15 protein-coding genes and 1 pseudogene are annotated in these 12,638 nt (G+C 39.4%); 8 read left to right on the forward strand and 8 right to left on the reverse strand.

Translation table 11 applies throughout. From position 1 onward, the window contains the following. Nucleotides 1–65: 65 nt before the first annotated feature. Both CKY02_RS15670 and CKY02_RS24755 read right to left on the reverse strand, forming a co-directional pair. Nucleotides 66–1,787, reverse strand: coding sequence for a phospholipase D-like domain-containing protein (locus tag CKY02_RS15670; RefSeq protein ID WP_112896009.1), 1,722 nt, complete (start codon nt 1,785–1,787; stop codon nt 66–68). Nucleotides 1,788–2,155: 368 nt separating this feature from the next. Continuing rightward, complete coding sequence (locus tag CKY02_RS24755) at nt 2,156–2,311, reverse strand: hypothetical protein (RefSeq protein WP_167405316.1); 156 nt, start codon at nt 2,309–2,311, stop codon at nt 2,156–2,158. Between CKY02_RS24755 and CKY02_RS15675 the strand changes: the two genes are divergently transcribed. Both CKY02_RS15675 and CKY02_RS15680 read left to right on the forward strand, forming a co-directional pair. After that, nucleotides 2,283–3,338, forward strand: a complete 1,056-nt coding sequence (locus tag CKY02_RS15675; protein ID WP_112896010.1) for an alkene reductase — start codon at nt 2,283–2,285, stop codon at nt 3,336–3,338. The genes CKY02_RS24755 and CKY02_RS15675 overlap by 29 nt on opposite strands. A gap of 181 nt (nt 3,339–3,519) precedes the next feature. Continuing rightward, nucleotides 3,520–3,921: a nuclear transport factor 2 family protein gene (locus tag CKY02_RS15680; RefSeq protein WP_112896011.1), complete on the forward strand. Its 402-nt coding sequence runs from the start codon at nt 3,520–3,522 to the stop codon at nt 3,919–3,921. 62 nt (nt 3,922–3,983) lie between these two features. On the opposite strand, the gene CKY02_RS15685 is transcribed toward CKY02_RS15680, so the two are convergent. Further along, nucleotides 3,984–5,024 (reverse strand): LacI family DNA-binding transcriptional regulator, encoded by a 1,041-nt coding sequence (locus CKY02_RS15685; RefSeq protein ID WP_112896012.1) that lies wholly within the window; start codon nt 5,022–5,024, stop codon nt 3,984–3,986. 277 nt (nt 5,025–5,301) lie between these two features. Here CKY02_RS15685 and CKY02_RS15690 point away from each other — a divergent pair, with 277 nt between their 5' ends. Genes CKY02_RS15690 through CKY02_RS15700 form a run of 3 tightly spaced genes read left to right on the forward strand, consistent with a single transcriptional unit; the run spans nt 5,302 to nt 7,331 of the window. Continuing rightward, nucleotides 5,302–5,745, forward strand: coding sequence for a PTS sugar transporter subunit IIA (locus tag CKY02_RS15690; protein ID WP_112896013.1), 444 nt, complete (start codon nt 5,302–5,304; stop codon nt 5,743–5,745). A gap of 28 nt (nt 5,746–5,773) precedes the next feature. Continuing rightward, complete coding sequence (locus tag CKY02_RS15695; protein ID WP_112896014.1) at nt 5,774–6,061, forward strand: PTS sugar transporter subunit IIB; 288 nt, start codon at nt 5,774–5,776, stop codon at nt 6,059–6,061. Nucleotides 6,062–6,074: 13 nt separating this feature from the next. Next, nucleotides 6,075–7,331 (forward strand): PTS ascorbate transporter subunit IIC, encoded by a 1,257-nt coding sequence (locus CKY02_RS15700; protein WP_112896015.1) that lies wholly within the window; start codon nt 6,075–6,077, stop codon nt 7,329–7,331. Between the two features lie 319 nt (nt 7,332–7,650). On the opposite strand, the gene CKY02_RS15705 is transcribed toward CKY02_RS15700, so the two are convergent. From CKY02_RS15705 to CKY02_RS25805, 4 genes and pseudogenes are all read right to left on the reverse strand, one after another. Continuing rightward, the gene (locus CKY02_RS15705) at nt 7,651–8,346 is read right to left on the reverse strand and encodes a helix-turn-helix transcriptional regulator (protein ID WP_112896016.1); all 696 of its coding nucleotides are present in this window, start codon (nt 8,344–8,346) and stop codon (nt 7,651–7,653) included. Between the two features lie 55 nt (nt 8,347–8,401). Continuing rightward, nucleotides 8,402–9,073, reverse strand: coding sequence for a helix-turn-helix transcriptional regulator (locus CKY02_RS15710; RefSeq protein ID WP_112896024.1), 672 nt, complete (start codon nt 9,071–9,073; stop codon nt 8,402–8,404). A gap of 80 nt (nt 9,074–9,153) precedes the next feature. Next, nucleotides 9,154–9,483, reverse strand: coding sequence for a hypothetical protein (locus tag CKY02_RS15715; RefSeq protein ID WP_112896017.1), 330 nt, complete (start codon nt 9,481–9,483; stop codon nt 9,154–9,156). Nucleotides 9,484–9,809: 326 nt separating this feature from the next. Continuing rightward, nucleotides 9,810–9,968, reverse strand: a pseudogene (locus tag CKY02_RS25805) (MurR/RpiR family transcriptional regulator); the annotation flags it as partial. 560 nt (nt 9,969–10,528) lie between these two features. Between CKY02_RS25805 and CKY02_RS15725 the strand changes: the two are divergent. After that, on the forward strand, nt 10,529–10,723 hold the full coding sequence (locus tag CKY02_RS15725) for a hypothetical protein (RefSeq protein WP_112896018.1): 195 nt from the start codon (nt 10,529–10,531) through the stop codon (nt 10,721–10,723). Next, nucleotides 10,723–11,343, forward strand: coding sequence for a tyrosine-type DNA invertase (locus tag CKY02_RS15730; RefSeq protein ID WP_112896019.1), 621 nt, complete (start codon nt 10,723–10,725; stop codon nt 11,341–11,343). Before CKY02_RS15725 ends, CKY02_RS15730 begins: the two co-directional genes overlap by 1 nt. Before the next feature lie 71 nt (nt 11,344–11,414). Here the strand turns inward: CKY02_RS15730 and CKY02_RS15735 are convergent, their stop codons facing one another. Continuing rightward, nucleotides 11,415–11,597 carry a hypothetical protein gene (locus CKY02_RS15735; protein WP_112896020.1) on the reverse strand — a complete coding sequence of 61 codons (183 nt, stop codon included), beginning with the start codon at nt 11,595–11,597 and terminating at the stop codon, nt 11,415–11,417. 476 nt (nt 11,598–12,073) lie between these two features. Between CKY02_RS15735 and CKY02_RS15740 the strand changes: the two genes are divergently transcribed. Then, a partial coding sequence (locus CKY02_RS15740) for a POTRA domain-containing protein (RefSeq protein WP_146747456.1) occupies nt 12,074–12,638 on the forward strand: 565 nt, incomplete at its 3' end.

A 12,638-nucleotide genomic window follows, 5' to 3' on the forward strand; every position in this document is an offset into this window, starting at 1 on the left:
ATGTTTTTCAAGTGATATTCCCGCCAACGGTTGGCGGGAATATATCAGTACATTTGTTACTAACATCAAACATTTTTGTAATTAAATGAATGTATTCCTGAATATTTCCACAACGGTTCCCAGTAGGATTCTATGAAAGCTTTCACCGCATCTTCTCCCTCAATAAGATAGTTGAACTCCGAAAGATACCCCGGATAGAGATTATCAGAACCAACCACGTAGAGTTCATCATCAATTATTGTTACTTTTGCATGATTCCCAGGAGCAGGGGGAACTTTGGGATATACCGGACCACTTGCTTTAATTAAGGATCGGAATGGGCGTCCTATAGCACCTATCTGTGGAGGTCTTTCAGAAAGAGACGGTTCTTTTAGCGTAGCAGTATAAGAATTTTCATCCGGGGTTGGCCATCTGTATGTAGTACCTTCAATCAAAAGATCTTCAGGTACTTTGTCTGTAAAGAAAAAAGGGGCAACCTCAATTCTTTTCAGTGCGGCTTGCCTGATTCCATCCGGATCTTCCAGCTTCTCATCGGTATGCTCATCATGTGTCAAATAGTATTTAAATATTTCAAACGTTCTTTTGGCTCCAGAACCAAAAGAATATTGATCACCAGCCGCACCTGCTGCTGCATCAAGTGGCGATACAACAATTTGAACTTCCAGTTCGGGGTTGGAAAGTAATGCTTCGATCAACCATCGGCACACATGATGATCTCGCCATTGTTTTTTCCATGCACTGACAAGATCCTGTTGGGACATGCGGATTTTTTTCTTTGCATTCTTTATTATAAACTCTTTCATTATTTCGGAGCCTTTTTTATAATCCGTTCGCATATCAGGCCCAGACCAATATTTACCTACGGATAATATCCTGCTTGTTTTCTTATATTCTGGGTCCTTGGGTGGATTTTTTAGGCATTCTTCTTTTTTTCTGTCTATATATTCAGTAATGTGCTCTTTTTTTAATGGATCTGCCGGCTTTCCCACAATACCATTTGCATTAACCCATCGATTTTCATCTATATCAAAGAATTCTTTAGTTAAGAGGTCTGTATCAGCCTCCCACATGTTATTTAAAAATAATTGTGAGCTTAATGATGCCGTTCCTATAACTTTAACAGAGACATCATGAACTGGAGGGTAGTTTTTAAAAAGATCCATATTTAAATTATGGCCCCCGACAAATGACTCAATTCCATCAACTGCGATAATTTTTGTATGATTCCATGTCATTCTGGTATCATCTTCTGGGAACATTTCTTCTGGCAGCACTTTCTTCTCTAATGATACTTTAAGTCCGTCTACTATCCTGTAAAACCGACCAATCCATATTTCAGGTATACACTCCCAATGATCTCTCCTTTCTTGAATTAATTTAATAATATCATTCTTCAATGCCAGATATTCAGGGGTACCTTCAAAGTATGAATTCACACCGTTTAACAAAGATGTCGGTGTTTGAGCGAATAAGAATCTTATTTGAGTTCTGTCCTTCCTGTCTATTTTTTTGGTAAATGCGCGATCAATAGCTGATAGGATAACTTTTCTCCACTCTGCATCCGGGGCATTCAAGGAGGAAATATCGCAGCGATAACGCATGTTTTCCAGAATGCTTACAATAGCCTCTTCAAATTCCACTGCTCTTTTAACCGCCTGTGGCATTATCTCTTTTCCAAAAGGAAGCCCCCATATTTTGGGAGTATCAAATATTTTTACATAGTTGATTTCACTTGTTTTATTAAAGTAACCGTCCAGTTTTTTTTGTAAACCATCCAATAAATTCATATATACATCCTCCAAGCAACAATTTTTTACATATCAACCAACAGCCTGCCAGCATCAGGTAAGCTATTTATAATCATAATCAATTTTTGAGGAGGGGAAGTTAAAAAAGATAGAACCGACTTCGCATTTTTAAAGGGGAGATAAATCGATTTTTCTGAGTCATAGATCCGTAATTCAGGCGATATAAACAATTCAATGAAGCCTAAACTTGGGCTAAGATTGGCCGCGATAACCCTGATTTGCCGTACTCTTTTATCCTTGATTCTTTACTGGCAAAAAGCGAAGTCAATAGCGGTAAGGTGTCGCGTTATGTCAGAAGGACAAAAAGATCCAAAGATTGAAGTTTATTAATCTATACCCTATGGATTTCAAGATGCATCGCGACGGCAAGGGAGTGAATCCCCGGGAGCATAGGTAACGATGTGACCGGGGTGAGCGAGTGCCGCCAACAAAGAGGCAACTTGAAGGATAACGGGTATATATGAGAGAAAAAATATGCCTACACTTTTTGACCCAATTCGCATTGGTGATCTCGACTTGCCAAATCGCATCATTATGGCTCCTCTGACACGTAATCGTGCAGAAGGAGAAGGGCGTGTCCCTAATGCGCTGATGGCGGAATACTATGCTCAGCGCGTTTCTGCGGGTTTGATTATCAGCGAAGCGACTTCAGTAACTCCGCAAGGAGTTGGCTACGAGAATACGCCGGGTATTTGGTCAGATGAGCAAGTTGCTGGTTGGCGATTGGTCACGGATGCTGTGCATGCTGCTGGTGGGCGTATTTTTATACAGCTTTGGCATGTGGGGCGGATATCGGACCCTGTTTTCCTTAATGGAGAACGGCCAGTGGCGCCAAGTGCAATTGCGGCTGATGGTCATGTTAGCTTATTACGCCCAAAACGTCCTTTCGTGGTTCCACGGCCGCTTGAGTCTGAGGAAATTCCCGGTATTGTCGAAGCATTCAGGCGCGGAGCGGAAAATGCGAAAACGGCAGGGTTTGATGGCGTAGAAATACATGGTGCCAATGGATATTTGCTCGATCAATTCTTGCAAGATAATGCTAATCTGCGCACAGATCAGTACGGAGGTTCAGTCGAAAATCGGGCTCGATTACTGCTGGAAGTGACAGACGCTTGTATTTCAGTTTGGGGATCATCACGTGTTGGCATGCATTTGTCCCCACGTGGTGGTTATTACTCTATGGCGGATTCCAATCCTGTGGCGACGTTTGGATATGTAGCACGTGAACTTGGTAAACGAGGTATTGCTTTTATCTTCTCACGTGATGCTGTGGTTGATGGTGACTTAAGTAAGGTGATAAAAGAGGCTTTTGGGTCAACCTATATTGCTAACGAGGAACTTACTCAAGAAAGTGCCGAGCAAGTTCTTGCTGACGACCGGGCTGACGCAGTGGCTTTTGGTCAATTATTCATCTCCAATCCAGACTTACCTCACCGGTTTTTGGTTAAAGCGTCATTTAATGAACAACAACCGGAAACGTTTATGGTTCCTGGAGCTATAGGCTATACTGATTATCCAGCGCTTACCTAGGTAAGGGGATATCTTACCCACAATGGATAGCCTAACATGAAAGATATTCGAATTGTTTTTCGGGGATGTTAATTTAAAGCTTTAATGGCGCTTTTTGGTTGAACGTCCCAAGATATCCGGCTGGCTCATTTTATAAGAGCCGGTCATATTTCATTGCAGGATAATTTGAAGGAGAATGATAATGTCAGATTCATTAAATGTATCTATTGTTCGTCGTTTTTACGACTCTATGGGTGATATTGATGTTCTTCGCCAGATCATGGCGAGTGATATTATTTGGGATGTTACCGAAGGATCTCGGTATGGTGGGGTTTATGAAGGAATTGAGGATGTATTAAATAATTTTTTTGTGCCGTTTTTAAATGATATTGATGAGTTTGTGGTGGACAGTTCTGAATATTTTGAGTCAGATGATCATATCATTGTTCTGGGTAATTATTTGGGACGGGTGAAGCGTGGCAAACGGTTCATTTCTCGTTTCGTTCATATATGGACAGTGCGGGGTGGGCGGTTAGTTAAATTACAACAAACTGCCGATACGCTTCAAGTTGAGCGTGCTCATGCAGATTATGCTATTCGGTGACATCGGTTATTATGCCAGCAATATTAACTGAGCCAAACAATAGCATAGGGTGATTAATTTTGCTAAGCACTTTGTCTAGGCTCGAACTTATACGAAAATAGGTGATATCGGTTGTTTTGATGTTTTGTTTCATCTTCACCTTGTTGAGTGAGCAGTTTTATCAGTAATTTTCCGGTGTCCCTGCCTATTTGGGGATAATCAATGCGAATTGATGTCAGTGTTGGCTGTGTGTGGTCACAGTTATTTGAACCATCCAGACAAGCCACAGCCAAATCAGCGGGTATTTTAAGTAGACGCCGCTGACATTCAAACATGACACCTAGGGCAATCACTTCATGACTGCAAATCACACCGTCCAGTTCAGGTTGACGTAATAACATTTCAGTAATTGCCTGGCGACCAAATTGCATGCTAGCAGTATCCGAGGTAGTGATATTTTGGTCAGCATTCTGATAGTGATGCAGCATGGCTTTATGCCAGCCATTAATTTGCTGATTGCGTAAACGGTTGTCCATTTGGGCACCAATATAACCGATATGCTTGCGGCCATTATTCAACATATGTTCAGTCAACGTATAGGCAGCCGCGGAATAATCGGTTTCTATATTAATTGCCGTCTGCTGTTGATGAGAGTTTGCAACATTAATAATGGGAATATTGATATGAGAAATATTGCTGTGGGTTTTATCTGCCAATAGCGAACCAAAAATCACCAATGCTACTGCATTGCTTTGCAGTAATGTCATGATAATTTCAGCTTCTTTATTATGGTTATATTCATGACATCCAAGCAAAACTTGAAAGGCATGTTTATTCAGCACTTGTTGCAGTGACTGTATAAATGTAGCACTAGCTTTATCTGTCAGTGAGGGCACAAGTACTGCAATAATATTACTTTGGCCCGAAGCAAGTACGCCGGCAGCGCCATTTGGGATATATCCCAATTCTTGTATAGCGTGTTCAATTTTTTCTCGCAATTTATCCGATACCACTTCTGGTGTTCTCAATGCGCGTGAAACTGTCATTGAACCGACACCAGCATACTTAGCAACATCTTGTAATGTTACTCGCCCTGTATTACGGCGTTTTCGTGTCTTTTTCATCAAAATATTTTTCTATTTTTTTAATTAACGGCTATGAATTTGACGATGGGATTCTACCTGATCTCAGGCAAACCGTGGGGAAAAAACCATGATGTACTTTCGCTTTCTGGTGAATTAATCAAATAACAAATGATAGCGCTATCACAATTATGAGTTACGATCATAGATAGCGCTATCATTTGTGACTAATATCACTAGCAGAAGATAAAGATAGAAAACAGAAAACAGAAGACAGAGGGTAGGTAGAGCGGAATGAGATTTTAATTAGGGGAGATTGATGCTAAAGACGTTACTCACCCAAGATGTGATCCAAGTGATACCGGATGCTAAAAATTGGCGCGAAGCAATCGCGATGGCTTGTCAGCCTCTGGTGGAAAATGGTGCCATTTCTTCTTGTTATATTGATGCTATTTATCGTTCGCATGAGGTAATTGGTCCCTATTATGTTGTTGGGCCGGGAATTGCTATGCCACATGCCAGACCGGAACAAGGGGTCAACAAATTAGCTTTAGCGTTAACTGTGATTAGCAAAGGAGTGGAGTTTGGTTCTGAAGAAAATGATCCGGTTAATTTGTTGATTGTCTTGGCGGCAACTGATAGCAACAGCCATATCGAAGTGATCGCTAAACTTGCCGAACTATTTGATAATCAACAAGATATTGCATTACTGATGAGTGCCAAAAGTAAAGAAGAGATTCTTGCCGTGATTAACAAGTATTAAGTCGTTATTTTTGCTATGGGGTAACAGTATGAAAATCACTGTCGTTTGCGGACATGGGTTAGGTACCAGCTTGATGATGGAAATGAGCATCAAAAATATTCTGAAAGAGATGGGAATAGATGCCAGTGTTGATCACGTTGATCTGGGGTCAGCAAAAGCAACTCAAAGCGACATTTTTGTCGGTACTAAAGATATTGCAGAACAACTGGTTATTCAGGCAGTCGATGGCAAAATTGTTGCGCTGGACAATATGGTGGATAAATCGGCAATGAAAGTACGTCTGTCCGTGGCATTAGTTGAACTTGGTGCACTGTAACCGGGGGATTGTCATGGAATTTTTTCATTTTCTGATGAGTGATGTTCTGTCAGAACCGGCGATTTTGGTGGGGTTTATCGCGCTTGTTGGTTTGATCGTGCAAAGGAAACCGGTGACTGAATGTATCAAAGGTACTATAAAAACCATTATGGGGTTTTTGATCTTGGGGGCGGGTGCTGGATTAGTCGTCTCTTCACTGGGGGGTTTTGCTGAAATTTTCCAACACGCTTTTGGTATTCAGGGAGTCGTACCAAACAACGAAGCAATTGTTTCCATTGCGCAAAAGAGTTTTGGTAAAGAAATGGCAATGATCATGTTCTTTGCTATGGTGATCAATATCTTGATTGCACGTTTTACCCCGTGGAAATTTATCTTTCTGACTGGGCACCACACATTATTTATGTCCATGATGGTCGCGGTGATTCTGGCAACAGCGGGGATCAAAGGCTCGATGTTGGTGGCTATTGGTTCTGTGGTTGTTGGCGTTGCCATGGTTTTCTTCCCGGCGATTGTCCATCCATATATGAAGAAAGTAACAGGTTCTGACGACGTTGCCATTGGGCATTTTTCCTCGCTTTCCTATGTTCTCGCTGGTTTTATTGGCAGCAAACTAGGAAATAAGGCCCATTCAACCGAAGAGATGAATGTTCCGAAAAGCTTGCTGTTTCTGCGTGATACACCGGTTGCCATCTCTTTTACGATGGCGATTATTTTCATGATCAGTTGCTTATTTGCTGGTGGTGATTTTGTGAGGGAAGTCAGTGGTGGGAAAAATGGATTAATGTTCTCGCTAATGCAATCTATTACCTTTGCCGCAGGTGTATACATTATTCTGCAAGGTGTGAGAATGGTCATTGCAGAAATTGTTCCTGCATTTAAAGGAATTTCTGACAAACTGGTCCCAAATGCTAAACCTGCGTTAGATTGCCCGGTTGTCTTTCCTTACGCCCCTAATGCAGTATTGGTAGGATTCTTGAGCAGTTTTGTGGCTGGTGTTATCGGTATGTTTGTACTGTATGCACTGGGTATGACGGTCATTATTCCCGGTGTTGTGCCGCATTTTTTTGTTGGTGCGGCGGCCGGGGTTTTTGGTAATGCGACAGGGGGGCGTAGAGGCGCTATTCTTGGGGCTTTTACTCAGGGCTTTCTGATTACCTTCTTACCCGTATTTCTGTTACCCGTTTTGGGGGATATCGGTATTGCTAACACGACATTCAGTGATGCTGACTTTGGCGCATTGGGCATTCTGTTAGGTATTATTGTTCGTTGATTGTGGAGTATCTGGATCTTGGAATTGAAACAGGGTCATAAACACCCTGTTTCTTGCCAAAATGTTGATGTAAACCATTCGACCATGATAAAGCACCCGTCAGTGCTCATGAGAATTTCTTGGTTTCATCGTTTTTTATATAAAGTCTTCAACAGAAATAGAAAAGTAAATTTTCAAAAAAATGATTATTTAGTCACGTTTTTAGCCCTTTATTTTGATTTATCAAATTGTTATCCATATATCAGTTAGGGGAAATTTAAGCAAAATTCAGGTTAATTAAACAGGTCAGAGAGAAATATGTAATAATGAAATCGATTATTTATAGCAAAATATGGCCTATAGATTGAAGGTATTGGGGGGGAATATAAAGATCATAACTATTCTCTTTGCAAAGTGTTCTTAACTCAATTGCTGAGCTAACTGATAGTTTCTCATAGATACTTTCGAAATATTTTTCCACAGTGCGATATGAAATTTTCATTTCGTCAGCGATATATCTATTACTAACGCCACGGCAGAATAAAAAAATGATTATCCATTCTTTCTCTTTTAATAGATTGTTAGGTTGTTGAAATCGAATTGATATAGGAATATTGTTCTCCATATAATGAGATACAGTAAAATTATGTATTTCTCTTGCGTGAGCAATTATACCAATACACTGTTTATTTTCATCCATTAACGGATATTTATCACAGAAATAGGATGTGGCTTGTTCATTTTTTGCTTGAGGGTAAGTGCTAAGAGATGATATTCGTTGCATACCCTGTAACACCTTATGATCATGTTCCTCAAAAAGATGAGAGAATTGATTAACTGGCGAAGGTAATTCTTTATCGGTATACCCAATAATATCAATATTTTCAGGTAGCTTATTAGCTTTGATAAACATTTTATTTGCATAAATAAAGCGGAACTCCTTATCTTTTACAAACCACGGTTCTGAGCTTTTATCCCACATATTAGTTAATTGAGGAGTAATAAAAGGGACTTTTTTACATCCTGATTGACTCATATTTGACCTTTATAACATTATTACCTTATAAAAAATTTGAATAAATAGACGATATTTATAAGTAAGACAATAAGAACCTTTTTGGTGCATAGAGATCAAAACTATTTAGTCGGCAATATTCCTCCAGTTGTGAGTCTGAGTTAACTTTCAATTTATTATAAATCTTTCTTATATATTCCTCTATGGTTTTATTTGAAATTTTGAGTAATTGACAGATTTGTGTCCTACTATATTTTTGTAGAAAAAGAAAGACAACTTCCCATTCTTGTTCAGTAAGGAGATGAGTCGGCGATTGAAACATAATAGAAGCGGGCAGTTTACTGTGAAATAGCCGAGTCAGTGAATTATCCTGAACTTTCCAGGCATGGAAAAGAACACCGATGCATTCACCTTTATCATCATAGAATGGAAATTTTTCCTGGAAATAAGATGATAAAACTTTATCTCGGCCAAAGACATGTGTCTCTAATGATAAAATACTTTCTCTATTTTTTATGACCTGCAAATCATGTGTAATAAAATTTTTGGCAAATTCATTACCTTTCCAGGGAATATCACTATCATATTTACCTTCATAATCATAGTTGGCATTTATATTTTGGAGTTTAATTAATGCACTATTACCATAGAGAAAACAGGAAGATTTATCTTTTACTCCCCACGGTTCATTGCTTGCTTCCAATGTGTTGATTATTTGTAACGAAGTGGTTGAATTTTTTCTAGTCATATTTGTGTAATATTTTGATTTAGGAAAACATAATGCTTTCTTGTTGCAAAAATTTTTCTGGTGTGTCGAGATCAACATCGTTAAGACAACAATATTCTTTTTATTTTTGGCCGATGTATTTTTGTAAAACACAGACAGGTTAGAGAGAAATCTTTTTCTTTATTGGCATCAAAGAGAGTATTAATACAACTTCCTGAATTTTCATATTTTGCAATAGGCGAGGGTAACTCACTTGCTGAAAGTTCGGTAATATCAGAATGTTCAGATAAGTTAAGTCGTTGGCAAAAAAGCGGATTTGCATAAATAAATTTTGACCGGCAATGTTTAGTTTCCCAAAAATCATGACTATTTTCCCACATGTAAACTAATTGCGGAGTAATATTATTTTGTTTGTTTTTTATATTTAACATGGCAACTCCTTAATGAGTCTTTAAATCATTATCTGAAGCGTTTTTTTAATGATTACACTTAAAATAACCTGAATATATAAGAGATTGCAATAATTAATTCGTAAAGAAATAAAATTTATTGATTTTTACACATATCTGTTAATTAAATGGTTTATTATTCTGTGTAAAAAATACCTCTATGTAAAAAATATAAGTGTTAATATTGTTTAGTTCTGAAATTATTTAAATGGTTTTTATACAGGTTTGATTTAATTCTTAACATCTCTTTCTCTGTTTTTATTTTCCTTGGCTGTCGAGATCATATTGTATAGCTTGTACTCAATGAATTAAGACGTTGCTTGTAATAATAGTAAATCAATGAACATGATCAGGTTAGACTCGAATGAAGTTATTTCGTTGATTTCTGCATCGAAATAAATTGCCTCGTCATACAGCGCAAAGCGCACATCAGCTAGTGAAGCCAATGGATTAGCAGATGAGCGGGTAGAGGATGTGGATCACCCCTTAACGTCAATTAACGGGAAAAGTAACATGTAACTTTTAAACGCGTGAGACACTCGCAAACCAAATTTTGTTGCAAATGATTGGCGGAGGAGGGCAATAATGGGTCATAATATTGAGGTTTAAAAAATTTATAAAAGGCATCATTGATGACGACATGGATAAAATCTGGTAGTGGTTTGAAAAGCTGAATATTGTATCTAGCTGATATACCAGATCATTCTGCATAGAGGATCGTCTACCTGTGTTACCAGTTTGTTAGATTTGCTGTCTGCCGGGTTCCTCTAGCAAAGATAGAGGGATTAAATGTTTATCGGAAGCCGGCAAACATTGCTGCATCAACATCCTTCCTTAGTGATTTGAACCAGATATCAATCTGACGGACATGTCCTTTTGTTAAAATGGTTATTAGGCCTATTGCAGCGATTTTTGTTGGTAATTCTAGCCAAAAAGCCTTATTTGGTGGGGATCGGTTAATTGAATCACTATTTTTCTTTTGGCCTTGTGATGGTAAGAATAGGGGGGGATTACCGGAGAACAGACATTGAATATCTATCCATTACGCAGCTTGAGCATAGATCAAGTACAGAAACAGGGTTTTTATACAGTCATCTGCCGCCATTTCGGTGCAGGTTTAATTACTATGGGGGATTTAGGGTTGGTTCCGGGTCTTAATCAGTTACAGATAACGCAGCATGTTAAATGCGTTGAAACAAAGAATATTTGGGATAGACCATAATGGGTCAGCGAAGACATCTAACGCAACACGAAGTGGAAAGTATGCTGGAAATGGCGAAAAAGAGCCCTAATGGGGAGCGCGACTATTGTCTGGTATACATGAGTTTTGTTCATGGCTTACGTGTTAGTGAAGCTAGGTATCTACGGATATCTGATCTGGATTTGGAGGATGGAAGTTTATATATCCGGCGTTTAAAAGGCGGATTTTCTACTATTCATCCTCTTTTGGGCTATGAAATCCAGGCGATCAGGGAGTGGCTAAAAGTCCGTAAAACCTTCCGAGGGGCAGAAAGTGATTGGTTGTTTCTGTCGCGTACCGGAAAACCACTAACTCGCCAGCGCATTTATCAAATTATTAGTCAGTTAGGGAAATTGGCTAATATTTCCGTAGGTTCTCATCCGCACATGTTGCGCCATGCCTGCGGTTTTGCACTTGCAGATAGGGGAATAGATACGCGGTTGATACAAGACTATCTTGGGCACAGCAATATTCGCCATACTGTGCGGTATACTGCCAGTAATGCAGAGCGTTTCCACGGTGTTTGGGGTGTAAAAAGGAATCGGAGCCGGGAATTACACTTTGATTATGTCCCACAGGAAAATGCTTGTTCAATTGAATAAGTGATTCTGATGTATGCGCCTGTTAAGGCGCATACATAAAAACCATCTTAAAAGTATGACTTTTAAGATTCTCATACGGGGAGATCCTTACCATTGCTGTAATACAGTAAAACCGTTTCCCTTGTTTTTTCTGCTGATTGATAGCCAATGATTTTATTATATCCAGGAAGTTGAGGGGCAATAGTAAATAGCCTCTGGGATAACGCTTTTAATAAATATCTATTTTCTTTAAGTGGCTGTGAATGTTTTTTCATGATTTTTTCCAATCTGTGAATTAATTACGAACACCTGCTTCTGATGATTATCTCCCAATCCGCAATAGCCTAATACCTGTTCTGCCAACTGAGCTAAAAATCATCATCCAACCTAATCAAAAAAGGTAATTCCTCATCACAAATTAACAACAACCGTCACAGTTCAAGTAATTTCATACCGAAATTAATCATCATAAATGTGATTCACACCACATAACCAAAACAAAAGAAATAAAATTAATTTGAAATTATTAATGTTGATTATTAAATGATTAATATTAATCTATTTTTTATACAATGTTGTCACAAAATAATCACATTGGCCTGTTTTTTGCCTTGTCATATAACCTCTTGTTTTTGCTGCTATCTTAACCAACCCCCTATTTTAGTTGCCCGGTTGATAATCAACCCTAAATATTGATCGCTAAGTTAAATTCGTGGTTAATGCTGTTTCGACATTGTGGAATAGAAAGTCAATGAAAAGCAGTATTTTAGTATTTGTGGTTTTTTGTAGCGTGGTTTCAGGCAGTCAGGCCGCCGACATCGCAGATCAACAACTCATTCATCAACAGGCCCGTCAGCAAGCGCTGGAAGCGCAATTAGCCCCGCCGCCTGCGGAAGTTCATCTGTCGGTACCGGAAACCGGGGAGTCAGCCGCCTTTGCGGTGGAAACCCCCTGTTTTCCTGTCACTCATGTCGTATTGGCAGGTACCGAAAATTTCCCGCACTGGTTACCGCTCCGGCGTGTCGCCCAACAGGGCGAAAACCATTGCCTGGGCGATAAAGGCATTAGTCGGCTGATAACCCAGTTGCAAGATCAGCTCATTAATCACGGCTATGTCACCAGCCGGGTTCTGGCTCCTCCCCAGGATTTGCGTACCCACACCTTAAAACTGGTGATGATACCGGGCAACATCCGGCATATCCGCTATACCCCTGACAGCGGGAAATATATCCAGCGGATAACCCCCTTTCCCGCGCGTGAAGGCAAACTGCTGGATTTACGGGATATCGAGCAGGGATTGGAAAACTTGCAACGTT

This window comes from Photorhabdus bodei, from assembly GCF_003287735.1.
GTDB lineage: Bacteria > Pseudomonadota > Gammaproteobacteria > Enterobacterales > Enterobacteriaceae > Photorhabdus > Photorhabdus kayaii.

What these genes read in the sequence shown, in the direction of transcription:
- CKY02_RS15710 (WP_112896024.1), bottom strand. Translation starts at nt 9,073, where the DNA reads ATGACTAGAAAAAATTCAACCACTTCGTTACAAATAATCAACACATTG.
- CKY02_RS15685 (WP_112896012.1), bottom strand. Translation starts at nt 5,024, where the DNA reads ATGAAAAAGACACGAAAACGCCGTAATACAGGGCGAGTAACATTACAA.
- CKY02_RS15730 (WP_112896019.1), top strand. Translation starts at nt 10,723, where the DNA reads ATGGGTCAGCGAAGACATCTAACGCAACACGAAGTGGAAAGTATGCTG.
- CKY02_RS15675 (WP_112896010.1), top strand. Translation starts at nt 2,283, where the DNA reads ATGCCTACACTTTTTGACCCAATTCGCATTGGTGATCTCGACTTGCCA.
- CKY02_RS15735 (WP_112896020.1), bottom strand. Translation starts at nt 11,597, where the DNA reads ATGAAAAAACATTCACAGCCACTTAAAGAAAATAGATATTTATTAAAA.
- CKY02_RS15690 (WP_112896013.1), top strand. Translation starts at nt 5,302, where the DNA reads ATGCTAAAGACGTTACTCACCCAAGATGTGATCCAAGTGATACCGGAT.
- CKY02_RS15670 (WP_112896009.1), bottom strand. Translation starts at nt 1,787, where the DNA reads ATGAATTTATTGGATGGTTTACAAAAAAAACTGGACGGTTACTTTAAT.
- CKY02_RS15715 (WP_112896017.1), bottom strand. Translation starts at nt 9,483, where the DNA reads ATGTTAAATATAAAAAACAAACAAAATAATATTACTCCGCAATTAGTT.
- CKY02_RS15700 (WP_112896015.1), top strand. Translation starts at nt 6,075, where the DNA reads ATGGAATTTTTTCATTTTCTGATGAGTGATGTTCTGTCAGAACCGGCG.
- CKY02_RS15680 (WP_112896011.1), top strand. Translation starts at nt 3,520, where the DNA reads ATGTCAGATTCATTAAATGTATCTATTGTTCGTCGTTTTTACGACTCT.
- CKY02_RS24755 (WP_167405316.1), bottom strand. Translation starts at nt 2,311, where the DNA reads ATGCGAATTGGGTCAAAAAGTGTAGGCATATTTTTTCTCTCATATATA.
- CKY02_RS15695 (WP_112896014.1), top strand. Translation starts at nt 5,774, where the DNA reads ATGAAAATCACTGTCGTTTGCGGACATGGGTTAGGTACCAGCTTGATG.
- CKY02_RS15705 (WP_112896016.1), bottom strand. Translation starts at nt 8,346, where the DNA reads ATGAGTCAATCAGGATGTAAAAAAGTCCCTTTTATTACTCCTCAATTA.